The 24,083-nt window shown below is 49.4% G+C and carries 27 protein-coding genes; 23 read left to right on the top strand and 4 right to left on the bottom strand.

Features of this window, described 5'->3' with window-relative positions:
- The first annotated feature begins 75 nt into the window (after positions 1-75).
- The 4 genes from DCC85_RS13165 to lipB all read left to right on the top strand — a co-directional run bounded on the left by DCC85_RS13165 (position 76) and on the right by lipB (position 4,285).
- Positions 76-1,104, top strand: a complete 1,029-nt coding sequence (locus tag DCC85_RS13165) for a thiamine pyrophosphate-dependent dehydrogenase E1 component subunit alpha (RefSeq protein WP_108466010.1) — start codon at positions 76-78, stop codon at positions 1,102-1,104.
- Complete coding sequence (locus DCC85_RS13160) at positions 1,105-2,091, top strand: alpha-ketoacid dehydrogenase subunit beta (protein WP_108466009.1); 987 nt, start codon at positions 1,105-1,107, stop codon at positions 2,089-2,091.
- A 111-nt stretch (positions 2,092-2,202) separates the two neighbouring features.
- The gene (locus DCC85_RS13155; protein ID WP_108466008.1) at positions 2,203-3,558 is read left to right on the top strand and encodes a dihydrolipoamide acetyltransferase family protein; all 1,356 of its coding nucleotides are present in this window, start codon (positions 2,203-2,205) and stop codon (positions 3,556-3,558) included.
- 37 nt (positions 3,559-3,595) lie between these two features.
- Positions 3,596-4,285: a lipoyl(octanoyl) transferase LipB gene (gene lipB / locus DCC85_RS13150; RefSeq protein WP_108466007.1), complete on the top strand. Its 690-nt coding sequence runs from the start codon at positions 3,596-3,598 to the stop codon at positions 4,283-4,285.
- Positions 4,286-4,290: 5 nt separating this feature from the next.
- On the opposite strand, the gene prli42 is transcribed toward lipB, so the two are convergent.
- Entirely contained in the window at positions 4,291-4,389 is a 99-nt protein-coding gene (prli42, locus tag DCC85_RS13145; protein ID WP_108466006.1) for a stressosome-associated protein Prli42, read from the bottom strand.
- 93 nt (positions 4,390-4,482) lie between these two features.
- On the opposite strand from prli42, the gene DCC85_RS13140 reads away from it, so the two are divergent.
- Positions 4,483-5,610, top strand: a complete 1,128-nt coding sequence (locus DCC85_RS13140) for a M20/M25/M40 family metallo-hydrolase (protein ID WP_108466005.1) — start codon at positions 4,483-4,485, stop codon at positions 5,608-5,610.
- Between the two features lie 78 nt (positions 5,611-5,688).
- On the opposite strand, the gene DCC85_RS13135 is transcribed toward DCC85_RS13140, so the two are convergent.
- Both DCC85_RS13135 and mciZ read right to left on the bottom strand, forming a co-directional pair.
- Positions 5,689-6,849: a hypothetical protein gene (locus DCC85_RS13135; RefSeq protein WP_108466004.1), complete on the bottom strand. Its 1,161-nt coding sequence runs from the start codon at positions 6,847-6,849 to the stop codon at positions 5,689-5,691.
- Positions 6,850-7,011: 162 nt separating this feature from the next.
- Entirely contained in the window at positions 7,012-7,143 is a 132-nt protein-coding gene (gene mciZ / locus DCC85_RS13130; RefSeq protein ID WP_108466003.1) for a Z-ring formation inhibitor MciZ, read from the bottom strand.
- Positions 7,144-7,251: 108 nt separating this feature from the next.
- Between mciZ and DCC85_RS13125 the strand changes: the two genes are divergently transcribed.
- From DCC85_RS13125 to DCC85_RS13040, 18 genes are all read left to right on the top strand, one after another.
- Positions 7,252-7,809 (top strand): NUDIX domain-containing protein, encoded by a 558-nt coding sequence (locus tag DCC85_RS13125; RefSeq protein WP_234414164.1) that lies wholly within the window; start codon positions 7,252-7,254, stop codon positions 7,807-7,809.
- A complete protein-coding gene (locus tag DCC85_RS13120; protein ID WP_234414163.1) occupies positions 7,806-8,993 on the top strand; it encodes an endonuclease Q family protein in 1,188 nt (395 codons plus the stop codon). Before DCC85_RS13125 ends, DCC85_RS13120 begins: the two co-directional genes overlap by 4 nt.
- 85 nt (positions 8,994-9,078) lie before the next feature.
- Positions 9,079-9,717, top strand: a complete 639-nt coding sequence (gene spoIIM, locus DCC85_RS13115; RefSeq protein WP_442789543.1) for a stage II sporulation protein M — start codon at positions 9,079-9,081, stop codon at positions 9,715-9,717.
- 106 nt (positions 9,718-9,823) lie between these two features.
- Positions 9,824-10,285: a ferric iron uptake transcriptional regulator gene (fur, locus tag DCC85_RS13110; RefSeq protein ID WP_108466001.1), complete on the top strand. Its 462-nt coding sequence runs from the start codon at positions 9,824-9,826 to the stop codon at positions 10,283-10,285.
- A gap of 177 nt (positions 10,286-10,462) precedes the next feature.
- Positions 10,463-10,696 (top strand): DUF4227 family protein, encoded by a 234-nt coding sequence (locus tag DCC85_RS13105; protein ID WP_108466000.1) that lies wholly within the window; start codon positions 10,463-10,465, stop codon positions 10,694-10,696.
- Between the two features lie 31 nt (positions 10,697-10,727).
- Positions 10,728-11,648, top strand: a complete 921-nt coding sequence (locus DCC85_RS13100) for a site-specific tyrosine recombinase (RefSeq protein ID WP_108465999.1) — start codon at positions 10,728-10,730, stop codon at positions 11,646-11,648.
- A gap of 61 nt (positions 11,649-11,709) precedes the next feature.
- On the top strand, positions 11,710-12,900 hold the full coding sequence (gene deoB / locus DCC85_RS13095; protein ID WP_108465998.1) for a phosphopentomutase: 1,191 nt from the start codon (positions 11,710-11,712) through the stop codon (positions 12,898-12,900).
- 21 nt (positions 12,901-12,921) lie between these two features.
- On the top strand, positions 12,922-13,746 hold the full coding sequence (locus DCC85_RS13090) for a purine-nucleoside phosphorylase (RefSeq protein ID WP_108465997.1): 825 nt from the start codon (positions 12,922-12,924) through the stop codon (positions 13,744-13,746).
- 459 nt (positions 13,747-14,205) lie between these two features.
- Positions 14,206-15,606, top strand: a complete 1,401-nt coding sequence (ltrA, locus tag DCC85_RS13085; RefSeq protein ID WP_108465045.1) for a group II intron reverse transcriptase/maturase — start codon at positions 14,206-14,208, stop codon at positions 15,604-15,606.
- Between the two features lie 285 nt (positions 15,607-15,891).
- Complete coding sequence (locus DCC85_RS13080; protein ID WP_199909918.1) at positions 15,892-17,079, top strand: D-alanyl-D-alanine carboxypeptidase family protein; 1,188 nt, start codon at positions 15,892-15,894, stop codon at positions 17,077-17,079.
- A gap of 91 nt (positions 17,080-17,170) precedes the next feature.
- Positions 17,171-17,524 carry an anti-sigma F factor antagonist gene (gene spoIIAA, locus DCC85_RS13075; protein ID WP_108465995.1) on the top strand — a complete coding sequence of 118 codons (354 nt, stop codon included), beginning with the start codon at positions 17,171-17,173 and terminating at the stop codon, positions 17,522-17,524.
- Positions 17,521-17,973, top strand: coding sequence for an anti-sigma F factor (spoIIAB, locus tag DCC85_RS13070; protein ID WP_108465994.1), 453 nt, complete (start codon positions 17,521-17,523; stop codon positions 17,971-17,973). Before spoIIAA ends, spoIIAB begins: the two co-directional genes overlap by 4 nt.
- Positions 17,974-17,984: 11 nt before the next feature.
- On the top strand, positions 17,985-18,740 hold the full coding sequence (gene sigF, locus DCC85_RS13065; RefSeq protein ID WP_108465993.1) for an RNA polymerase sporulation sigma factor SigF: 756 nt from the start codon (positions 17,985-17,987) through the stop codon (positions 18,738-18,740).
- Between the two features lie 120 nt (positions 18,741-18,860).
- Positions 18,861-19,502 carry a stage V sporulation protein AA gene (locus tag DCC85_RS13060; RefSeq protein ID WP_108465992.1) on the top strand — a complete coding sequence of 214 codons (642 nt, stop codon included), beginning with the start codon at positions 18,861-18,863 and terminating at the stop codon, positions 19,500-19,502.
- Between the two features lie 8 nt (positions 19,503-19,510).
- Positions 19,511-19,930 carry a stage V sporulation protein AB gene (locus tag DCC85_RS13055; protein ID WP_108467856.1) on the top strand — a complete coding sequence of 140 codons (420 nt, stop codon included), beginning with the start codon at positions 19,511-19,513 and terminating at the stop codon, positions 19,928-19,930.
- Positions 19,931-19,978: 48 nt separating this feature from the next.
- A complete protein-coding gene (locus DCC85_RS13050; RefSeq protein WP_108465991.1) occupies positions 19,979-21,625 on the top strand; it encodes a spore germination protein in 1,647 nt (548 codons plus the stop codon).
- Between the two features lie 117 nt (positions 21,626-21,742).
- A complete protein-coding gene (gene lysA / locus DCC85_RS13045; protein ID WP_108465990.1) occupies positions 21,743-23,086 on the top strand; it encodes a diaminopimelate decarboxylase in 1,344 nt (447 codons plus the stop codon).
- Positions 23,087-23,139: 53 nt separating this feature from the next.
- Entirely contained in the window at positions 23,140-23,571 is a 432-nt protein-coding gene (locus DCC85_RS13040) for a peptidylprolyl isomerase (RefSeq protein WP_108465989.1), read from the top strand.
- A gap of 60 nt (positions 23,572-23,631) precedes the next feature.
- Here the strand turns inward: DCC85_RS13040 and tlp are convergent, their stop codons facing one another.
- Complete coding sequence (gene tlp, locus DCC85_RS13035; RefSeq protein WP_108465988.1) at positions 23,632-23,865, bottom strand: small acid-soluble spore protein Tlp; 234 nt, start codon at positions 23,863-23,865, stop codon at positions 23,632-23,634.
- Between the last annotated feature and the right edge of the window lie 218 nt (positions 23,866-24,083).

The following is a 24,083-nucleotide window of genomic DNA, read 5'->3' as shown; positions in this document are numbered from 1 at the left end:
CCTGGTTTTAAGATGAGGCAATTATTGGGTGCGAACTAAGTAACGTTCCACAATTTGAAGTAGGAGGAACTTCCTATGAATGCAAATTCTTCAGTAAAGCAAGAACGCAAACATGAGCAGCTTGGACTTTCCGATAGGGAAGTCGTTGAGATGTACAAATATATGCTGCTCGCCCGCAAATTCGACGAACGGAATTTGCTGCTGCAGCGCGCAGGCAAAATCAACTTTCACGTCTCGGGGATTGGTCAGGAGGCCGCTCAAGTGGCCGCCGCCTTCGCGCTTGACCGAGAGCGGGATTATTTCCTGCCCTATTACCGGGATTACGGCTTCGTATTGGCTGCGGGTATGAGCTTAACTGAGCTGATGCTATCCGCCTTTGCTAAGGCGGAAGATCCTAACAGCGGCGGACGCCAAATGCCCGGGCACTTCGGAAGCAAACGCCTGAGAATCGTCACTAGCTCAAGCCCTGTAACGACCCAGGTTCCTCATGCGGTAGGTGTAGCCTTGGCAGCCAAGATGGAGAACAAGGATATCGTATCCTTTGTGACCTTTGGCGAAGGCTCCAGCAACCAGGGGGATTTTCACGAAGGAGCGAATTTTGCCGGGGTGCATAAGCTTCCTGTCATCATTATGTGTGAGAATAACCAGTACGCAATCTCCGTACCGGTGCACAAGCAGCTTGCCGGTAAGGTTAGCGATCGTGCGCTTGGCTATGGCTTTCCCGGAATCCGTGTGGATGGTAACGATGCCCTTGAGGTATACCGTGTGGTGAAAGAGGCCAGAGAACGTGCAGTGCGAGGCGAAGGTCCAACCTTGATCGAGGCGATGATGTATCGTTTATCACCTCACTCCACTTCAGACAACGATTTGGCATATCGAACCAAGGAAGAAGTAGACGCTAATTGGAAGAAGGACGGAGTTCCGAAAATGAAGCAGTATTTGATGGACTGCGGACTTTGGAGCGAGGAAGAGAATGAACAGCTGATTCAGCAGTTTAACCAGCAGCTGAAGGAAGCGATTGATTATGCAGATAAGGCGCCGTTCCCTAAGCCGGAGGATACCCTGCTGCATGTATATGCCGATCCAGAAGGGGAGGGGAACTAAATGCCGGTTATGGAGTACATTGATGCCATCCGCCTAGCCATGAAGGAAGAGATGGAGAAGGATAGCCGAGTTTTTGTCTTGGGAGAAGACGTGGGGCTGAAAGGCGGCGTGTTTACAACCACGAAGGGGCTTCAGGAGCAATTTGGTGAGCAGAGAGTTATGGATACCCCTCTTTCGGAGTCTGCTATTGCCGGTGTAGCGATCGGGGCAGCGATGTATGGAATGCGCCCGATTGCCGAAATGCAGTACTCTGACTTTATGCTCCCTGCTACAAATCAGATTATCAGCGAAGCGGCCAAGATCCGTTACCGTTCCAATAATGACTGGAGCTGTCCAGTGGTCGTTAGGGCTCCTATTGGCGGCGGGATTTTTGGCGGCCTGTATCACTCGCAGTGTCCGGAGTCTATATTTTTCGGCACCCCAGGACTTAAAATCGTAGCTCCTTATTCTGCTTATGATGCTAAAGGGCTGCTTAAAGCAGCCATACGTGATCCTGATCCTGTCCTCTTCTTCGAGAATAAGAAGTGTTATAAGTTAATCAAAGAAGATGTGCCACTTGACGACTACGTCGTTCCGCTAGGTAAAGCTAACCTGCTGCGGGAAGGCGATGATATTACTGTGATCGGCTATAGTCTGCCTCTTCACTTCGCGATGCAAGCGGCTGAAGAGCTGGCTAAGGAGCATGGTATCCAGGCTCATATCCTTGACCTGCGCACCTTGCAGCCGCTCGATCGGGATGCGATCATCCAGGCGGTACGCCGTACAGGTAAGGTGCTTATCATTCATGAAGATAACAAGACCGGCGGTGTTGGCGCTGAGGTGTCGGCGATCATCTCCGAGGAGTGCCTTTTTGATCTGGATGCGCCGATTCGCAGACTATGCGGTCCCGATGTGCCGGCCATGCCGATTAGTCCGCCGATGGAGAAGTTCTTCCTGCTGAGTAAGGACAAAGTCAAAGAAGCTATGCTGGAATTGGCATTGTATTAATTTTGGCATTCGTTTTGTCGAATGAAACCTAAAGCAGCAAACGCGCTAATCCAATTTCGGTCTAGAAGAAAAGGGACAGCGCTTTTGCTTCAGGATAGGAGTTGTTGAATAATGTCCTCAAACAAAACAATGACGGACGTCGTCATGCCCCAGTTGGCAGAATCATTGGTGTCCGCGACGATAGGTAAGTGGCTGAAAAAGCCTGGTGACCGTGTAGAGCAATATGAGCCGATTTGTGAAGTCATTACGGATAAGGTGAATGCAGAAATCCCTTCCACTCTTGATGGAATTATGGGCGAGTTACTGGCAGAAGAGGGACAGACCGTAGAAGTTGGCGGCATCATCTGCAGAATTGAAACGGAGTCGGCGGCTGGCGAGACAGTTGAACAACCTTCTAATGTAAGTAGTGCACCAGCTGCCAGCACCCCTGTTAACAATTCAACGAGCGGCGATAGCTCACAACGCAGCCGCTATTCGCCTGCTGTGCAGACGCTGGCCGCTGAGCATAACATTGACTTGACACAAGTCAAAGGCTCTGGGATGGGCGGGAGAATTACCCGCAAAGATGTGCTCGCCTATCTAGAGCAGGGCGGTTCACAAGGCTCGGCTCGCACGCCTGTAACGCCGGCAGCTGCACAGCCTGCATCAGCTCCAGTCCAGCCGCCGGTGACCACCGTGGCGAACGCCGCTATGCAGCCGGTACGCCATTCCGGTCTGCACCTGACAGAGACACCGAAAATACCGACGATCGAAGTCGAGGGCGGCGGACAATCGGAATATTTCATTGATGTAACTCCTGTCCGCAATACGATCGCTACCCGAATGCGTCAAAGCGTGTCAGAAATACCTCATGGCTGGATGATGATTGAAGTCGATGTGACCAATTTGGTCCAGCTTCGCAATAAGCTCAAAGATGAGTTTTATAAGAAAGAGGGTATTAACCTGACCTACCTCGCCTTCCTGCTGAAGGCCGTGGTAAATGCGATTAAGGATTATCCGATTATGAACTCCGTGTGGGCAGTGGACAAGATTATTGTCAAGCGGGATATTAATATCTCCCTTGCTGTAGGCACAGAGGATTCGGTGCTCACACCTGTCATTAAGAAGGCGGACCAGAAGAATATTGCCGGATTGGCGCGTGAGGTAGATGAGCTTGCCCGCAAAACACGGGAAGGAAAATTAAAGCTCGATGATATGCAGGGCGGCACGTTTACAGTGAACAATACGGGCTCCTTTGGCTCTATTCTGTCTCAGCCGATTATCAACTATCCGCAAGCGGCTATTCTGACCTTTGAATCCATTGTGAAAAAGCCGGTTGTTATTAACGACATGCTGGCGATCCGCTCCATGGCTAACATGTGCCTGTCGCTGGATCACCGTATCCTGGACGGCGTGATCTGCGGACGCTTCATGCAGCGTGTCAAAGATAATCTGGAAAGCTACTCGCTCGATACAACCGTTTATTAATGCATATACTTTCAATCTAAGGAAAGAGGCGCATAACATGGCTAGACCCTTAATGGTAAGTTATCACCCGATCATCAATTATGGGGATGCTTGGGATCGCCAAAAGCAGCTGGTCCAAGAGATTGATCATGAAGAGCAGCAGGAGCACCTGCTGCTTCTTCAGCATCCTCCGACTTATACAATCGGATCAGACCGGCATCCGGAGCATTTGCTATTAAGCCCAGAAGAGCTGGACCGCAAGGGAATTTCGGTTTTTCAGATCGATCGCGGCGGGGATATTACATATCATGGACCCGGTCAATTGGTGGGGTATCCGCTATTATGGATCGATAGTTCTAAGGGGCTTAATTTACACGGTTATTTACGCAGTCTGGAGCAGGTCATTATCAATTACTTAGCTGCTCAAGGAATTGAAGGGACCCGAAAGGCCGAGTATACTGGCGTGTGGGTTGGAAATGTTAAAATCTGCGCAATCGGCGTGAAGTTCAACCGCAGCCGAGGCTCTGCAAGGCGCGGCTTTGTGACCAGTCACGGCTTCGCATTTAATATTAAATCGGGAATACAGAATGAGGGGTTTCAAGGAATTATTCCGTGCGGAATTACGGAATATGGTGTAACGTCTCTTGAGGATTGTACAGGCAAGTCGTATGAAGTGGCACAGGTGGCCAAAGAGCTTGTCCCGTTCTTTACAGAAGTGTTCCCTTACGAAGCCAGTTGGTCGCAGTAAGTTGATTAACGATACAGAGCTGGATCAAATACCATCAGAAGTACAGAGCCGATCATGGCGGCGAGCATGACATACACAAAAACTTTCATCCATTTCTTAGGCATAACGAGTCTCCTTTGGTTATAATAGGCAAATGAACACCCCATACAATTGGGTTCTACAGATTTTATCGTACACGGAAAGGCGAGGGAAGTCCAATGATCCAAAAGCAGCGCGTTATTGATTTATTTTTTGAACTTGTACAAGTGGATAGTGAGACCAAGCACGAACGTGAGATAGCAGATGTGCTTAAGCGTAAATTTACCGAACTGGGCCTAAACGTTATCGAGGATGATACACAAGCGGCTACAGGACACGGAGCAGGGAATTTGATTGCTACGCTTCCTGCCCGTAATGCTGAGCAGGCTGACCCGATTTTCTTCACCTGCCATATGGATACCGTAACCCCTGGTAAGGGAATTAAGCCAAGCTTAGGAGAGGACGGTTGGATTCGCAGTGACGGAACAACGATTCTTGGCTCTGACGATAAGGCTGGGCTGTCAGCCCTGCTTGAAGTGATCCGGGTGCTCAAGGAGAACCAAATTGAGCATGGCCCTATCCAATTTGTGATTACGGTAGGCGAAGAATCTGGGCTGGTTGGCGCACGGGCGATGGATCCGAAGCATATACAAGCTAAATTCGGCTATGCGCTTGACTCTAATGGCGAGGTGGGTTCGATTTGTATCGCCGCTCCTACCCAGGCTAAGCTCGAAATTGAAATTCATGGCAAGTCAGCGCATGCCGGTGTGAATCCTGAAGATGGCATCAGTGCCATTCAAGTTGCAGGCAAAGCGATCTCCCGAATGAATCTCGGACGAATTGATAGTGAGACCACAGCCAATATTGGTAAATTTGAAGGCGGCGGTGCGACAAACATTGTTCCTGATTTTGTTAAGCTGTATGCTGAAGCACGCAGTGTGGTTCAGGAGAAGGTAGAGAAGCAAATTCAAGAAATGAAAGAGGCAGTAGAATCGGTATGCCAGGAATATGGTGCTCGCGGAGAAGTAAAGAGCCGAATTGTATACCCTGCATATCGGTATGGAGATGAGGATGCGGTCGTCATTCTGGCCAAATCAGCGGCTGCTAGCCTGGGACTGTCCGGTCGGACTTTTGTTTCTGGCGGCGGCAGCGATGCGAATGTATTTAATGGCCACGGCATTCCAACGGTGAACCTGGCTGTGGGATATCAGAACATCCATACGACCTCTGAGAAAATAAAAGCGGACGATATCGTAACAGCAGCCTCTCTAGTGCTTGAGATCATTCGTCAAGTCGCTAAGGCATAAGCTGACGCTTGCCATGATAAGCTTATACGAAGAGCCCCGCTTTGATCACAAAGCGGGCTCTTCCTGTATTATGATGCATTACATTTTCATCTGATTTCTAGACTGAGCGGGAGTCCACTCAGTATGCCATTTGGATGCGGTAAGAATTCGAAGCGACTGAAGCAAATCCTCATGGCTTGGAAGAAAGGACGCGTTAACGGCTTGTCCGGAACGGGGGATAAGCAGCATTTGCTGAAGCTGGCTGGCCGCGGCCCCGAATCGTGGCTGTGCAAGGCGGGGGGCTTCATCGGCCAATGAATGAAACAGATGCTCTGCCTGTGCGTAATCTTCGGAGTCATACTGCAGCTCAGCTGAGATGAAGTTTAGTCTTTGCCTGCCCAAGGTGCTCTTCTGCTGGTTTCTTGCGGCGAACTTATCGAACTTGGTAGGCTTCTGAATTCTCTGTCTCGCGAGCCGTATATATCCCTCGTCGTATAAATAAACAGTCAGCAGAGACTGCAGTTCCGAATCGGGTGGCCCTGACAGTCTGTCTGCTAAGCCGAGCAACCCTAGTTGCACGGCGCTTCTCATCCAGGAATCGAGCTCGAACAAGGTTCCGGGGAAATCTCTGAGCGATGGCGCGAGAGACCAGTGCAGAAGCTGTTCGTATCTCGCCAAGCTGTCAGGCGTGAAGTCCTTGGATACATGGAGAGATTCTAAAGCTTCTGTTAATTTCCCGGTATGGATCAAACATAACATGTTCATTCTATTCCATGATGGGTGATGAAGTCCCCGACTGTGAAGATCACGAATTACAAAATCATAAGCGCCCAGCTCAAACATTATTTCCTGAATCCAATCCATGGGCAGATAACTTTCTGTTTTGGACGATTCGGAAATCAGCTCAGCAGCGATACGCTCATCAGGAGATCCCGACAGATGCAGTGAATGGGCCCATTCGTAGATCGCCGTTCTGCTCAAATGTCTCGCGCGTGCTGCGATTCTGAACGCTTGACTGGCTGCTTTATAATCATGTTCGAGTTTTTTCACATAACCGTAATTCATCCAGGCTTCAGCTGCGACGGACTTGAACGTGCCCTCTTGATTAGCTGCTTCAGCCGACGGGTCGGCTAAATACAAAAAAAGCTCGGCGGCCTGGCTGTACATTCCAAGCTTAAACAGGCGTATGCCCTCCAGAGACAGACTTCTGGCCTCATCATAAGCGGCTAAATACGTATGTACTAATGGAATATGACTCATCCTCATAGTCTCCTTATTAAGAGCTGCTGCATGATCCAAAAGTCTTGGGTTTTAAGTTGTATTTACCGAGACACAACAAGAATACCAAGCTTTTGCAAAAAAATGAAGACAGGATCTTTTTAATTATAAGTTTAAATTCGTTGGTTCTTTCTCAAAAATAGGTTATTGTTTGTGGATCCAGTCGATGAATCGAACCGATTTGCTTGTTTGTGCGGTCCATAGCTGAAGGATGTGGCGAATTTCCCAAGCCTTCCCTGTGAGCCTTAACTGTTTTTCGACAATATAGCATTTCATGGCTTGTTTCACCTCCCAATAGAATTGTTAATACTTATGCAAGTCATAGAGAGGTTATGATAGAGTAAGGAAAAATGTATGAATTACCAAGATACGGAGGTAAATTCCATGACGAAATCTTTTAAATCATTGAATGAAAAAACGCTGTCGACTCGCTCTGTTTTTGAAGGGAAAGTTGTGTCTCTCCATATAGATACGGTGGAGCTTCCGAATGGTGAAACGGCAACTCGCGAAATTATCAGACACCCCGGAGCAGTAGCTGTGCTTGCGGTCCGTGAAGGGCGAATTCTCTTGGTGGACCAGTATCGCCAGGCGTTGGGAAGATGTGAACTGGAGATTCCTGCTGGCAAGCTTGAGAAAGGGGAAGAGCCAAGTGAAGCGGCAAAGCGCGAACTGGAGGAAGAGACGGGTTATAGAGCTGGTAAAATCACGCTGCTGCATTCCTTCTATACTTCCCCTGGGTTTGCTGATGAGATCATTCATCTTTATTTGGCTGAAGAGCTGACCTCTGGAGAAGCATCTCCGGACGAGGATGAATTTCTGGAGCTTTATGAGGTGAGTGCAGAGGAAGCTAAGAACTTCATTACTGAAGGACGTATCTCGGATGCGAAAACGGTGCTGGCCTTTTATATATGGCAGAGCCGGCAGAAATCTGGCGGACAATGAGCGAGATGCTAACAACCTGTTATGCCGACCTTCATATCCATATTGGCCGGACAGAAAAAGGGGATCCTGTAAAAATTAGCGGCAGCCGTAACTTAACCTTTGCGAATATTGCCAAAGAGGCGGCTGAGCGAAAGGGCATCAGCTTAATCGGCATTATCGACTGCCATTCCCCTGGTGTACAAGAGGATATCCATAGCTGCTTGGACCGCGGGGAAATGAGTGAGGTTCCCGGCGGGGGCATCGCTTACGGCAACACAACGATTCTTCTCGGATGTGAGCTGGAGATCCGGGAGCCTGGACAGGGGCCGGCTCATTTGCTTGTATACTTCCCAACTTTACAAATCATGTCGGAGTTTACTTCCTGGCTTGCAAAACGGATGAAGAATGTCGGTCTAAGCTCACAGCGCCTGCATGCACCAGCAAGAACGCTTCAAGAGGAGGTTTATGCGAGGGGCGGGATTGTGATTCCTGCTCATATCTTTACCCCTCACAAGAGCATTTACGGCAGTGCAGCCGACCACTTGCGCGATGTGCTGGACCCGGATTTAATCAGCGGATTTGAGCTGGGGCTCAGTGCTGACACGGAGATGTCCTCCTGGCTCAGCGAGCTGGACAGGTATCCGCTGCTTACAAACTCCGATGCCCATTCCTTGGGGAAGATTGGCCGTGAATATAATGAGCTTTTATTGAGAGAGCCGAGCTTTGATGAGCTGCTACTTGCACTGACCCAGCGTGACGGCAGACGAATTACAGCAAATTATGGGCTTAGCCCTAGGCTGGGAAAATACCACCGCACCTTTTGCGGGAATTGCCAGGAAATCGTCGATGAGCAAGGCAATACCGTGGATCGCTGTCCGTATTGCGGAAGCCATAAGCTGGTCAGGGGGGTACTGGACCGGATCCGCTCTATCGCGGACCGGACTGAACCGTGCATACCTCCGTCAAGGCCGCCATATTATGTGCAGGTTCCATTGGAGTTCATTCCAGGACTGGGTAAGCGGAAGCTGGAGGCGCTTCTAGCCGCTTACGGAACGGAGATGAATATCCTTCACAAGGTCACGGAGCGGGAGCTTAGCGCTGTTGTAGGCCAAGAGCTTGCAACTATGATCGTTAAGGCAAGAAGCGGAGAGATCCACTTAGCTTCCGGAGGCGGAGGAACCTATGGGAAAGTGCTTGGGGAATAAATAGGGATAATGGTTAAGGAATAGAGCCCTAGACTTGTTCATATATTGGATTTAGCCATTGGACAAGGAAGGGGAGAGAGGCTTGCTGCATACAATCCGCCAGGTGATGAAGGATCAGACGCCGCTATATGCGTTCGTAGCTGTTTTGCTGTTGACTGGGGTCGTGTTTGGAGCTTTGATGGTCAATGCCTTGACGCTTGAGCAGCAGCAGGAGCTGTCGCGTTATTTGGGGGACTTTTTCCTGAGTGTTCATCCCGAGACTGGTGGAGGATTTGAAGTTTCCTTTTGGCCTATTGCTCTGCTTCATTTGAAATGGATCGGATTAATCTGGATTCTTGGTTTGTCTGTCATCGGACTTCCTGGAATTTTGATCCTGGATTTTCTCAAAGGTGTTTTAATCGGCTTCACGGTGGGATGTATGGTGGGGCAATTCACTTGGAAGGGGCTGCTCTTCTCTCTCGTCTCCGTTGCGCCACACAATCTAATTATTATTCCCGTACTGCTGGTTAGCAGTGTGGCCGCCATCAAATTTTCCTTAAGCATTATTCGAAGCCGTGTGCTGCTATATAGACCTGGTAATGTGACCGAGCCGTTTCTTTCCTATACCGGGCTGATTGTCTCCTTATCCATCGTGCTGCTTGCTGCTGCCTGCTTTGAAACCTGGGTATCCCCTGTACTGATGGCCTGGGTGGCTCCTATGATGGAGCCGATGACGGCTGTATAAGCACTCTAGCAAAATGTTTGACTTCTTTGATTATATCCCCCTATAATGAAAGAAGTGACTATATATAGAAATGTGGTTCGGTTTTTTTCCTAGGGGGAGGGAGAATATGGAAGATCGGATTGAGAAAATTAAACAGCAGTTGCAATCCCATGGATATAAACTGACACCCCAGCGGGAAGCCACGGTCCGTGTTTTGCTTGAGAATGAAGACGACCATTTAAGTGCCGAGGATGTGTTCATGCTCGTTAAAGATAAAGCGCCCGAAATTGGCCTGGCGACCGTCTATCGGACGCTGGAGCTGCTGAGTGAACTGCATGTTGTTGAGAAGATCAACTTTGGTGATGGCGTAGCTAGATATGATCTGCGAACAGATACGTCGAAGCATCATCATCATCACTTGATTTGTGTACAGTGCGGAGCGATGGACGAAATTCGTGAAGACTGGCTCGGCCCTTTGGAAGAACGTTTGGAGCGGGAGTTTAACTTTTCGGTTCTCGATCATCGGCTCGATTTCCATGGCATCTGCTACCGCTGTAAGGGGAAAAACGACGGTGGCGGGAAGAAATAGCTAACTCAGGCTTGCTGCAAGCTCTCCTCGGCTTATGCCGGCGAGAGCTTTTTTTGAATGAATATGAGCCTGCCTTTTACCTTGTACATAATTTGACCTCGTGATTTATATAATGGTTACAATCAAGCCTTAGGCTAGGCTTTGTAACATAAAATGGGTAAAAGAAAGAGGTAGGCCATGGTTATTTCCGTCAGAAAAGGGCTCAGAGCTCTCCGTTTCCTTATCATTTTTGTAGTTCTTGTCTATGTATTATCCAAATTATACGGTGTGCTTGGGGATTGGACCTCCTCAGTAGACAAGTACCGTTATCCGGAGGGCTCTGCCGTGAAGGCCGCGGGGAGCCCTGCCGAGCAAGGCCTCGAGGAAAGCCTGTTAGATCGGCTGAAGCTGTTTTATCGCTTAGGCGAATAAAGAGTCGCCTAGAAGGAAGGGGCGATCGTTCATGAGAGAAGAGAAGGTAGCGGATTTCATCTCGGACCTGCGGGATCGCAAAGGACTAACTGAGTCGACTTTAGCTTCTTATCGGAGGGATTTAAAACCGTTCATGGAGTTTCTGGAATTTCGGGAGATTCATGAGCTTAGAGAGGTTAACCGCACGCACCTCCTTCTATATTTGGGGGAGCTTAAGAAGCTTGGAAGAGCGCCATCTACCATTACCCGAATGTCTGTGGCTTTGAAGGCTTTCTTTCGTTACCTTCTAAGGGAGCGCTTCATTGATCAGGATCCTTTTATGCTGATGGATCTTCCGAAGGCTGAGCGCAAGCCGCAGCCCAAGGCACTAAGCCTTGAGGAATCCGAGCGGCTGCTGCAAAGCCCTGATCCCTCTACACCGCTCGGCCTGCGGGATAAGGCTATGCTTGAGCTGCTTTATGCTACCGGCATTCGCGTCTCGGAGATCATTATGCTGAACGAAGAAGATCTGGACCTGCGGTTTCGCTTTATTCGCTGTGCTGTTTCTACAGGTAAAGAGAGAATCATTCCCTTTGGTGAGATCACTGCAGAATGGCTGCGTAAATATCTCAGCGAAGGAAGACCGCTCCTTTGTGGGGAAGCGGAGTCCAGCTTATTTGTTAACCGTCAGGGGCGCAGAATCTCAAGGCAGGGCTTTTGGAAGATCATGAAGCGTTATGGGAAGGAAGCGGGTCTTCAAACGGAGATCACCCCTCATTCCTTAAGACAGGCTTTTGCTGTCCATATGCTGGGAAGCGGCGCTGATTTGAAATCAGTTCAAGAGCTAATGGGCCATGCTGCGATTGCGTCGACACAGGTCTATATTCAGAAAACTGAATCCAGCCTGAAGTCCGTTTATGATCAGCACCATCCCCGGGCCAAAATGCAGAAGTCTGATTCTTCGCTGCTATGAGGATGTCCTTAGACCAGATCTGGAATAACTATATTATCAATCATCGAAGGAGTGCTTGAAGATGAGTCAAACTCAATCCCCGCGTTTTCGTAAAATTACTGTCATTGTTTTGGACAGCGTCGGCATTGGAGAACTGCCAGATGCCCCTAAATTTGGGGACACAGGTGCGCATACCTTAGGACATATTCTGGAACGTGTGCAGGGTACACAGCTGCCCAATATGCAAAAGCTTGGTCTTGGTAATATTGCGCCGATCCCACCGCTGGACCCAGTCCCACAGCCGGCAGCTTACTATGGAAAGATGGCTGAGGTATCCTCAGGCAAGGACACCATGACAGGCCACTGGGAGCTGATGGGACTGAAGATTGATACGCCTTTCCAAACCTATCCAAACGGATTTCCCCGTGATCTAATGGCACGGTTCGAGCAGGAGACCGGACGCAAGACGATTGGGAACAAGCCGGCTTCTGGAACGGAAATTTTGGACGAGCTGGGAGAAGAGCATGTGCGTACAGGTGCGCTGATCGTTTATACGTCTGCGGACAGCGTATTCCAAATCGCAGCTCACGAGGAGGTCGTTCCTTTGGACGAGCTCTACCGGGCATGCGAAATTGCCCGCCGTCTGACCCTTGAACCGGAACATTCTGTGGGCCGGGTTATTGCCCGTCCTTTTGTAGGGAGTCCAGGCAACTGGAAGCGCACACCGAACCGTCACGATTATGCGGTGAAGCCTCCTGAGCCTACGGTACTGAATGCACTGAAGAACGGTGGCTGGGAGGTTGTCTCCGTAGGCAAAATCAACGACATTTTCTCGGGAGAAGGGATTAACCGATCCTATCCGACTAAGAGCAACGAGCATGGTATTGAGGAAACGCTGCGTCTTATGCCGGAGGATTTCAGCGGGCTGCTGTTTACGAACCTTGTAGATTTTGATTCCTTATATGGACATCGCCGTGATCCGGAGGGCTATGCCGGCGCACTGGAGGTGTTCGACCGGGCGCTTCCGCAACTGATGGCGGCAACGGGACAGGACGATCTTCTGATTATTACGGCAGACCACGGGAATGATCCGATTCATGCAGGAACCGATCATACTCGCGAATATGTGCCTCTTCTCGTATATGGACCTTCTTTAACCCCTGGTCAGCTAGGTATACGGGCCACGTATTCCGATCTAGGCGCGACGATTGCAGAGAACTTTGGGGTTCATGGTACAGAACATGGGAAGAGCTTCCTTAAGGAGCTTAAATAAGACAGGGAGAGGAAGAATAGGATGGACACACTTAATCGAGGCATGGTCCAAGAGGCTGCAGCCTATATACGGAGCGTAAGCAACGCTGAACCGGAGATTGGATTGATTCTTGGCTCCGGCTTGGGCGTGCTGGCAGATCATATCGAGGAGCCGACGACGATTGCATACGGCGATATTCCTCATTTTCCGCAGTCTACGGTAGAAGGTCATGCCGGGGAGCTTATGATCGGCAAGGTCGGCGGAAGAACGGTTGTGCTGATGAAGGGGCGCTTTCATATGTATGAAGGCTACGGCCCTGAATTAACAGCATTTCCGGTCCGGGTTATGAAGGAGCTTGGAGTAAGCAAGCTGCTTGTCACCAATGCGGCTGGCGGAGTGAATACAGGCTATCAACCGGGAGATCTGATGCTGATCTCCGATCATTTGAATCTGACAGGTAAGAATCCGCTGATCGGGCCGAATGATCCTGCCTTTGGCCCTAGGTTCCCAGACATGTCTCAAGCGTACAGCCCGCGTCTACGCGCCATCGCCAAACAAGCTGCCGAGAAGAATGATGTTCAGCTGCAAGAAGGCGTGTATGCAGGACTTTTGGGGCCTAACTACGAGACGCCTGCGGAAATTGTGATGCTGCGGACGTTAGGTGCTGACGCGGTTGGCATGTCAACCGTCTCTGAAGTGATTGTGGCAAGTCATGCCGGTCTTGAGGTGCTGGGTATTTCCTGTATCAGCAACATGGCAGCAGGCATTCTGGACCAGCCTTTGTCACATCATGAAGTCATGGAGACGACAGAGAAGGTCAGAGAGAAATTCCTAAGCCTAGTATTGTCTGTTATTCCACAAATGTAAATTAGAAGAGCGTCCGAACCTGGACGCTCTTTTGGTGTGCGCCCGGCATGGGCGATAACTCGGCGGTGAAAGTCCGCTACAGGCTTGGCAGTAGGAACTGTTAGCTGAAGGCAAGGGTGTCCGCCGCGAGGCGGAATCTGAAGGAAGCCGGAGGCAAACCCTCGGTCTGACGAACAGAAATCACATAGAAGGCATCATGGGACGGACGAGCTTGCACTACAAAGCAAAGTCCAATACTGCCCGAATCCCATGGTGTAAATGTGGCAGATAGATGAGGGGAAGGTTATCGCTCTTACCCGGGGAGGTCTCACAGACGACAAGTAGGAAAAAAAACCGAAAGACGGAGTAAAGCTTGCTGTGAGAAGTCAGCAGAGGCCATAGTACCCGGAAGGTTTTTTTTTCGGGGAAGGGCCGAACAATCGTAAGTCTCGAGTACATACCGAAAGGAGAGCTGACGCGATGAAAGCAGAATACCGAAAGGGCTACCTGCAAAGGGATAGCGTGGAACGCGAAGAGCATGCGGGAGTGCGGAGCGCCGGCACTCGGGAACGTAAAGAAAGAGGCGGTGCAACAGACCTGCTGGAGCAGATTCTGGACAGAGACAATCTGAACAGAGCCTACAAACAGGTCAAACGCAACCATGGAGCGCCAGGAATCGACGGAATGACCGTAGAAGACGCGCTACCCTGGCTGCAGGAACATAGAGACGAGCTGTTGCAAAAGATCCGGGAAGGCAGATACAAGCCCAGCCCAGTACGGCGCAAGGAAATTCCCAAAGCAGATGGAAGCGGAGTACGGAAGCTTGGCATACCCACGGTCGTAGACCGAGTGATTCAGCAGGCAGTCGCCCAGCAGCTCCAGCCCCTGTTCGAGCCGCTCTTCTCGGAGGGAAGCTATGGCTACCGCCCCGGTCGGAGCGCACAACAGGCCATTCGCAAGGTGAAAGACTATGCAGAACAGGGATACGGCTACGCAGTAGAAATCGACCTCTCCAAATACTTCGACACGCTGAATCATGAGCTGCTTATGCATCTTTTGAGCAAACAAATTCAGGACAGACGCGTAACCGAACTGATTAAGAGATACCTGAAAAGTGGGGTTATGGAGAACGGGGTGCACTGCAAAACAGAAGAAGGCTCCCCTCAGGGAGGCCCCCTGTCGCCGCTTCTGGCGAACATCTACCTGAACGAATTTGACCAAGAGATGAAAGGCCGCGGAGTGAACGTCATCCGCTATGCGGACGATATTGTGGTGCTTGCCAAAAGTAAACGGGCAGCGGTGCGGCTACTGGAATCCTGCGGAAAGTACCTGGAGACCAAACTGAGACTCCAGATCAATACGCAGAAAAGTAAGGTCGGTAGCGTAGTGGCTCGAAAGCACTTCAAATTTCTCGGCTTTGCCCTGGGAAAGAACAAGAACGGCATGTATATCCGTGCCCATGGACAATCCCTCGCAAAAGCGAAGAAGAAGTTGAAAGAACTCACAAGTCGCAGCCAGGGCAGAAATGTTCGCCAAGTCATGGAAAAGGTAAAAGTCTACATTCGGGGATGGATTGGTTACTACTATGTGGCCGACATGAAACGGATCCTGCAAAGCTGGAGCGAATGGTTGCGAAGACGACTGCGGATGTACATCTGGAAACAGTGGAAAAAGCCGCGAACAAAAGTACAAAACCTGCGGAAGCTGGGGATACCGGAATGGCAGGCTTACCAGTGGGGCAATTCCCGTCTCGGGTACTGGCGCATCGCCGGAAGTCCAGTGTTGTCTCGTTCCATAACAAACAAAAAGCTCGTACAGGCAGGATATTATGACTTTCCTGCGCAATACGAGCGTTTACGTAAATTGCACTTATGCGGTTGAACCGCCGTATACCGAACGGTACGTACGGTGGTGTGAGAGGTCGGCTACTCATCTAATGAATAGCCTCCTACTCGATTGTATGAAAGGCAGCGGTCTGCTCTTCCCTTTGAGCGGACCGCTGCTTTTTTATACGAGAATGGAATAATTTCCAGCTATTCGGCGAATAATAGGTTAGCAGAATAGAGTAAATGGGAGCTCATTGCCGGGGATACCAGAATGAACAAATCTCTAATTGGAGCCATATGGCATGATGGAGTCCTATTGTCGAACAAGGGAGGAATTTTCTTGAAACGTAGGTTTATCACCTTATTGGCCGGTCTGCTGCTGATTGCTGGAATTTCGCCATCTGCTCAGGCTTTGGCCCAGAAAGCCGAAGGTGCGGAGCCTGCCGCTTCCGGACTTGCAGAACAAGCTAAATCTGCAATTTTGCTGGATGCGGAGACGGGAACAATCATTTTCGAGAAGAAAAGTCATGAGAAGCTTCCGCCGGCAAGCATCACGAAGATTATGACCATGCTTCTGGCCGCTGAAGCGGTGGACAAGGGTACGCTCAAGCTAACCGATAAAGTGCGGACAAGCGAGTATGCCGCTTCGATGGGCGGGTCGCAAATTTTCCTTGAGCCCGGTGAAGAGATGACTGTCGATGACATGCTCAAGGGAATTGCCATGGCGTCCGGGAATGATGCCTCGGTGGCTATGGCCGAGAAAATCGGAGGCTCGGAGGCGGAATTTGTAAAGATGATGAATGCCAAGGCCCGGGAACTTGGGATGAAGGATACACATTTTGTCAATCCGAACGGGCTGCCGGTTGAGGGACATTATTCTTCTGCCCACGATATCGCCCTCATGAGCCGCGAGCTGCTCAAGCATGAGTTCATCACCAAGTATACCGGTGCGTATCAGGATTACCTCCGCAAAGATACCGAAAAGCCGTTCTGGCTGGTCAATACCAACAAGCTGGTAAGGTTCTACAGCGGTGCGGATGGCTTGAAGACGGGGTACACTTCGGAGGCAAAGTTCTGTCTTTCCGCGACTGCCAAGAAGGATGGACTTCGTCTGATTGCAGTCGTTCTCGGAGAACCCAACACGAAGACGAGAAATAGTGAAGTATCGGCCATGTTTGATTATGCTTTCTCACAGTATACGATGCAGCCGCTTTTCAAAAGTGGGGAAATTATCGGCCGGATCAAAATTGCCAAAGGGGAAAAGACCGTTCTGGAGCTGCCTGCTGAGCGTTCATATAACATCCTTGTTAAAAAAGGCTTAGAGCCTGAGGGGATTACCCATAAGGTTGTTGTTCCTGAAATCTTGGCAGCACCGGTCAAAGCAGGACAGCCGGTCGGTAAGCTTGTGGTCTACCAGGGAGACAAGGTGCTGAATGAGTTCGAGCTTAAGGCGACGGAGGATATTGCCAAGGCAAGCTGGTGGAAGCTGTTTAAGCGGACCACGTCCAAACTATTTTTTGTAGATTGATCGGAGTTTTCTTCTAGTTTTGTCGGAGGGCAGGATTCCCTTCCAGCTTCGTAGAAATGTGTGTTCATGTCAGGGAGGAGAGTGAACAAAAGTGAACTTGAAGCTAGAAATGGAACAGCGCAGAGATACTTTGATTGTCCGTCTACATGGAGAACTGGATCACCATATGGCCGACTCGGTTAGAATGCAGCTTGATGAGGAGATTGCCAGGGGCCGTTGCCGGCATCTGATACTCAGTCTCGAATCACTCCAATTCATGGATAGTTCTGGACTTGGTGTGATTCTTGGAAGATATAAGCTGATTAAACAAAGGGGCGGTCAAATGGTGGTATGCCATGCTGCCGCACCGGTTTACCGATTGTTTGAAATGTCGGGTTTATTCAAGATCATGCCGGTATACGCCGATGAGCATGAGGCGCTTGAAGGACTGGAGGTTGCTTTATGAGTGGACAGGACCGTAACTTTATGTGTCTTAAATTTGCTGCCAAATCTGAGAATGAATCCTTTGCACGCGTAACCGTCGCTGCGTTCATCTCTCAGCTGGACCCTACGATGGACGAGCTGACGGATCTGAAAACCGTGGTCTCGGAGGCTGTAACCAACAGCATTATCCATGGTTATGATAGTGATCCCCAAGGGGAGATTATCATTTCAGCTGAAATCGAAGGGGATGTAATCTCTCTAACCATTGAAGATCATGGTAATGGCATTGAGGATCTCGAGCTTGCCAAACAGCCGCTCTATACTTCAAAGCCTGAATTAGAGCGGTCAGGCATGGGCTTTACGATTATGGAGAACTTTATGGATGAGTTCGAAGTTGTCAGTGAATTAGGGAAAGGTACAGCAGTTCGTATGAAGAAGAGGATTGAATCTAAGAAAGCTTTATATAATTAGGGGCTGGTTCTATGGATGCCGATGTGAAGCAAACCTCAAGGGAATATTTGGATGACGCGGAAGTCAAACGTTTGATAGCCTTAAGTCAGTCCGGGGATCACATTGCCAGAGATACGTTAGTTAACTGCAATATCAGGCTCGTGTGGTCCGTTGTTCAGCGCTTTATGAACCGTGGATATGATCCGGAGGATTTGTTCCAGATCGGGTGTATCGGATTGCTCAAATCTGTTGATAAATTTGACTTGAGCTATGACGTTAAATTCTCTACTTATGCCGTTCCGATGATCATTGGTGAAATTCAAAGGTTTCTAAGGGACGATGGAACTCTGAAGGTCAGCCGTTCTCTTAAGGAAATGGCGAACAAAGTTAGGAAAAAGAAGGACGAGCTGTCCAAGAGCTATGGGCGTCAGCCTACCATCAAAGAAGTCGCAGATGAACTTGGGGTATCTCCGGAGGATGTTGTATTTGCTCAGGAGGCTAACAAGCCGCCAACTTCGATACATGAGACGGTTTTTGAGAACGACGGAGACCCGATTACCCTGATGGATCAGATCGCGGATGAATCGCAGGAGCGCTGGTTCGATAAGCTTGCCCTTCATGAGGCCTTGGGCGGGCTGACGGAGAGGGAAAGGCTAATTGTTTATTTAAGATATTACCGGGATCAGACCCAATCTGAGGTGGCCATCCGACTGGGGATCTCTCAGGTCCAAGTCTCGCGGCTGGAGAAGAAAATTTTGCAAAATATTCGGAATCAGATTGCACAGTAGTGAGAAGAGACGCCTTCCTTCAAGTAAAGAAGGCGTCTTTTTGTTATGCGGCTAAAGAGAGTAAAAGCAGTCCGCCTCTGGCATACTATGGACAATTCGGTTGGTTAAGAGGTGATGCGGATGGATGACAGGCTCGCCCGGGTGATATACATCAGGCTGAGAAAACATGTTCGTCTGCAGAAGGGGAGCGCTGTTTGTTTAGGCGATATTGCACAGCTCCTAGCTCCGCCTGAAACTGAACGGGAGCTCAAGCAGATGGTCCTTGAGAAGCCGAAGGAGCATGACGGGAACCGTATGGTGATTGATATGCTCCAGGTGATCGGAAAGATTCGTGAACGGTACCCAAGATATTCTGTGGAATATATAGGGGAGCCTCATACGCTTGTTGAGATTAACGACAAAGAGCGTCGTCCCTCTATTGCCGCTTTTATTGTTGTCTGGCTGCTTCTCTTCTTCGGCTCCATGCTGACGATCATGAACTTTCATGCGGATGTGAGTATGCCCGAGGTCATGGTTCGCATTGTGGAAATGATCACTGGAGAAAGGGATCAGCATCCGTATCTCTTCCAAGGCGCCTATTCCATAGGAATCGGCCTTGGAATGATTGTCTTCTTCAACCATTTGTTCCGCAAAAAATGGAATGAAGAGCCTACCCCTTTAGAGGTGGAGATGTTCCTTTATCAAGAGAACCTGGACCACTATGTGATCACCGAGGAATATAAGAAGATCCATCACAAGAAGAGCGAACAAGGGGGCAGCTAGCCGTGAGCATCATTATTTCCTTGCTTGTTCTTCCATTTTTGGGGCTTGCGGGAGGGATTGCGGTGGGAGCCGGTGTGGTTGCCCTGTTTGTCGTGCTGGACATCATCCCACGCCTGGCCCAGCTTACACGCTCTTACAATCGGGTTCATTGGTATGAGGGGGCGATGGTCACAGGATCGCTGTTTGGAACGGTCGCTGATTTTTGGAACCTCAAATTCCATGCCCCCTGGCTGATCAGCGGTTTTGTAGGGCTTTTAACCGGTATATTTATTGGCTTGCTCGCTGCTGCCTTAACAGAGGTGCTGAACGTACTTCCTATTTTGGCGAAAAGAATGGGAATGCAGCAGTACCTGTTCTTTCTTCTGATAGCTATGGTGATTGGAAAGGTAGCCGGTTCATGGTTCGACTGGTTTGTATATCAGCCTTAATGCTGTAGATATATAGGCAGGTTTTTCAAATTAAGGAGGGAGTAAACAATGCCAGACAACGAGGTGTCCCAGTCTGCGAACAACGATAACAATCCACTGCCGTTCTTCGATCCAGGATTTCATGAGCCATATGAGGAGGGAGATCAAGAACATGTTGCCGGCTTTGGGGTAAACCCTGATAAGGAGGAGAAAGAAACCTCTAACAGCATTGAAGAGTCTGTTAAGTACTGGCAGCATAGCGATTTGATCAGCCGCAGCTTGGATACAACCAAGAAAACGCTGGAGCAGGTGGTAGGTCTTGGTGACAGCTTTGATGTGACCTTTAAGGAGATGACTTTCGGCGGTCAGAGAACAGCCCTGTTCTATATTAATGGCTTTGCGAAAGATAATATACTTCAGGAGATTATCAAGCGGCTAACGTATTTGACTCCAGAATCCTATGATGGATCGGCCCTTAAAGCCTTTATTATGGAATATATTCCTCATATTCAAGTGGAGACAAGCAGCACTTTAAGTGATTGCATTTCCAAAATGTTAAGTGGTATGAGTGTCTTGTTCCTTGAGGGTGAAGACCGCTGTATTGTAATGGACACCAGGTCTTATCCAGTGCGAGGCCCCGAAGAACCTTCACTTGAGCGGGTAGTACGTGGTGCCCGAGATGGGTTTACGGAGACACTGATGACGAATGTGGCATTGGTGAGAAGACGCCTAAGAGACCCTGGGGCAAAGTTCGAAGTGACTAAAGTAGGACGAAGAACCTTAACGGATGTATGTGTGGCCTATATCGATGATATTGTGGATAAAGCGCAGGTTAACAATATTAAGGAGAGGCTTGCGAAGATCGATATTGAAGGTATTCCGCTGGCAGATAAGCAGCTGGAGGAGACTTTGCTTCATAAGGGATGGAATCCATACCCGCTGGTACGCTATTCCGAACGCCCGGATTCGGTGGCAGCTCATATGCTCGAAGGGAGAATCGTTCTGTTTGTGGATACGTCACCAAGTGTCATGATTCTTCCGACCACCTTCTTTGATTTGTGTCAGCATGCTGAGGAGAACCGTCAAACTGCGTTCATGGGTACCTATTTGCGTTGGATCCGTTTCGCAGGGATTTTGGCTTCATTGTTTTTGCTTCCGCTCTGGCTGCTTATTGTAGTCCATCCTGAATTAAAACCAGCCTCCTTAACTTTCATCGGGCCACAGGCGCAAGCAAAGATACCGCTGATCGCTCAATTCCTACTAGTTGAATTCGGGGTGGACCTTATGCGGATGGCCGCCGTGCATACGCCAACACCGCTGGCCTCTGCAATGGGCTTAATCGCAGCCATCCTAATCGGGGACATTGCGGTGAAGACCGGCCTCTTTGTCAATGAGGTAGTGCTATATATGGCTGTGGCGGCGATCGGGATGTTTGCTACCCCAAGCTATGAGCTGGGGCTCGCGAACAGGCTTGTCCGACTGGTTCTCCTAGTTGCTGTGGCTTTATTTGGCATTCCAGGCTTTGTTGTGGGGGTCACTGTGTTCATTGTCATGCTAACCATGCGGCGTTCGTTCAACTCCTCATATTTGTGGCCTTTTATACCATTTAATGCAAAGGCCATGGCGAGTGTCATATTCCGCATGCCGGTCATGTATAGCAGGTACCGCCCGTCATTTAACAAACCAAGGGATCGTTCGAGATTGCCGAAGAATTAAATTTTGAAATAGCTTGTCCTGCAAAAAATACAAATCAAATACGCAAAAGTCCATTTTTCTGGATAGGGATTCCCTGATATACTGTTTCTAAATTCGGAAAAATCGGAGGATTGCAGCATGTATTTACACGGTACAAGCACGATCAATGCGCAAGGCCATCTGGAAATTGGCGGCTGCGACACAGTAGATCTCAGAAATCAATATGAAACACCGCTTTATGTTATGGATGAAGCGTTAATTAGACAGCGCGCTCGTGAATATATTGAAGCCTTTAAAAAGTCCGGTCTTTCCTTTCAAGTTGCATATGCAAGTAAGGCATTCTGCACAATGGCAATGTGCCGTTTGGTGGAAGAAGAGGGGTTATCTCTTGATGTTGTCTCAGAAGGGGAACTTTACACCGCGCTGCAGGCGGATTTTCCGCCGGAGCGCATTCACTTCCACGGCAATAACAAGACTCCGGAAGAACTGCAGATGGCCATCTCCGCCCAGATCGGCTGCTTCGTTGTCGATAACTTCGACGAGCTGCATCTGCTAAACGCCATAGCTGCAGAGAATAAGACGCAGGTAAATATTCTGCTTAGAGTTACGCCGGGTGTGGAAGCGCACACCCATGAATATATATCCACAGGCCAGACAGATTCCAAATTCGGGTTTGATATCAGTAATGGGTCAGCCTACGAAGCGGTTCAGTTAGCGCTGGATAAACCGAATCTCGTACTGCTTGGTCTGCATTCCCATATCGGTTCACAGATTTTTGAGGTTGACGGATTCCAGGTTGCCGCCGAACGCGTATCGGCATTTGCCGTGCAAGTGAAGCACGAGCTTGGGGCAACCTTCCGAGTAATCAATCTTGGAGGCGGATTTGGCATCCGCTATACAGATGAGGATGCACCGCTTGAGGTATCCGAGTATATTACAGCAATAACAGATGCCGTTAAGAAGCATTTTACCAGAGTATATCAGACGCTTCCTGAAATTTGGGTGGAGCCTGGTCGGAGCTTGGTTGGAGACGCAGGAACAACCCTGTATACGATCGGCACAAGCAAGGACATTCCGGGAGTACGCAAGTATGTTTCCGTAGATGGAGGAATGACCGATAATCCTCGGCCGGCTTTATATGATTCCAAATATGAAGCACTTCTAGCTAACCGTGCTCTGGAGGAGGCTGAAGAGACAGTGTCTATCGCAGGGAAGTGCTGTGAGAGCGGGGATATGCTGATTTGGGATACCAAGCTCCCTCATGTAGTTAGCGGCGATCTGCTGGCTGTTGCCTGCACTGGGGCGTACAACTATTCTATGGCGAGCAATTATAATCGGATCCGCCGGCCGGCTGTAGTCTTTGTCAAAGACGGACGCAGTGACTTGGTCGTTAAGCGGGAGACGCTGCCGGATATTGTAGCGAATGATCTGATTCCGCAGCGGATTCAGAAGCAGCCTTTTGCACTGGAAAGGAATTCATAGTACACTGGATACCGCCAAGGTTTTATTCTAAATTGAAAGGGGCTGCTTGATACATGGCAAAACAAGCAAAAATTAAATTGGCTAACGGCGGCGAAGTGCTGCTTGAGCTGTTCGACAAGGACGCACCTAATACGGTCGCAAATTTTGAGAAATTGGCGAATTCCGGATTCTACAACGGTCTGGTATTCCACCGGGTGATCCCAGGCTTCGTAGCACAAGGCGGCTGCCCAAATGGCACTGGAACAGGCGGTCCAGGCTACACCATCAACTGTGAGATTAACCCTAACAAGCATGAGCGCGGATCTCTGGCTATGGCGCATGCCGGACGCAACACAGGCGGCAGCCAGTTCTACATCTGCTATCAGCCGCAGCCTCATCTTGATGGCCAGCACACTGTGTTTGGCAAAGTGCTGAAAGGCATGGAGCATGTGGACGCATTCCAAGGACGCGATAAGATGGAGTCTGTTGAAGTTTACGAAGTATAAGCTTTTAGCAAGCAGAAAAGCCTCCTCTCCCCATACGGGGAAGGGAGGCTTTTCTATAAGTTATTTATTGCGTCGAGCGCGGGCCTCGTCCTTAACTTCCTCGCGAAATCCCTCGATACTCTCTCTCCGGCGTTCGTTCTTGGCAGCAACCTGCCGCTGTTCTTCGCCTGACAGCTCAGCGGCATGCTCATCTAGATACTCTTCGCCTTCATGCAAATTTTGAAGGGTGTTCTGGATGCTCTCCTGAAGCCTTTCTACATTATCAGCCCGGTTATCCGGTTTTGGCTTTGTCATGAATGGAATCCCTCCTTAATTTAAATGCACCTTAATGCAAGGCGCTACGACTTAGGTTGATCGTAAGCCTAGGGATTTATTCGGACCTAAGAAATGATCATTTGGTTGAAATATTTAAAAATCAGGTTGTAAATTGATGAAAAAGGAGATGGCCAGCATGAAATTTCCTAAACGCTTAACCGCCATTTGCTACATTCTGTTTATTCTTTTTGGTCTGG

Origin of the sequence: Paenibacillus sp. CAA11, assembly GCF_003060825.1 — a bacterium.
Classification (GTDB): domain Bacteria; phylum Bacillota; class Bacilli; order Paenibacillales; family Paenibacillaceae; genus Fontibacillus.
The sequence above is the reverse complement of the archived record's forward strand: the minus strand, read 5'-3'. Positions and strand labels throughout refer to the sequence as shown.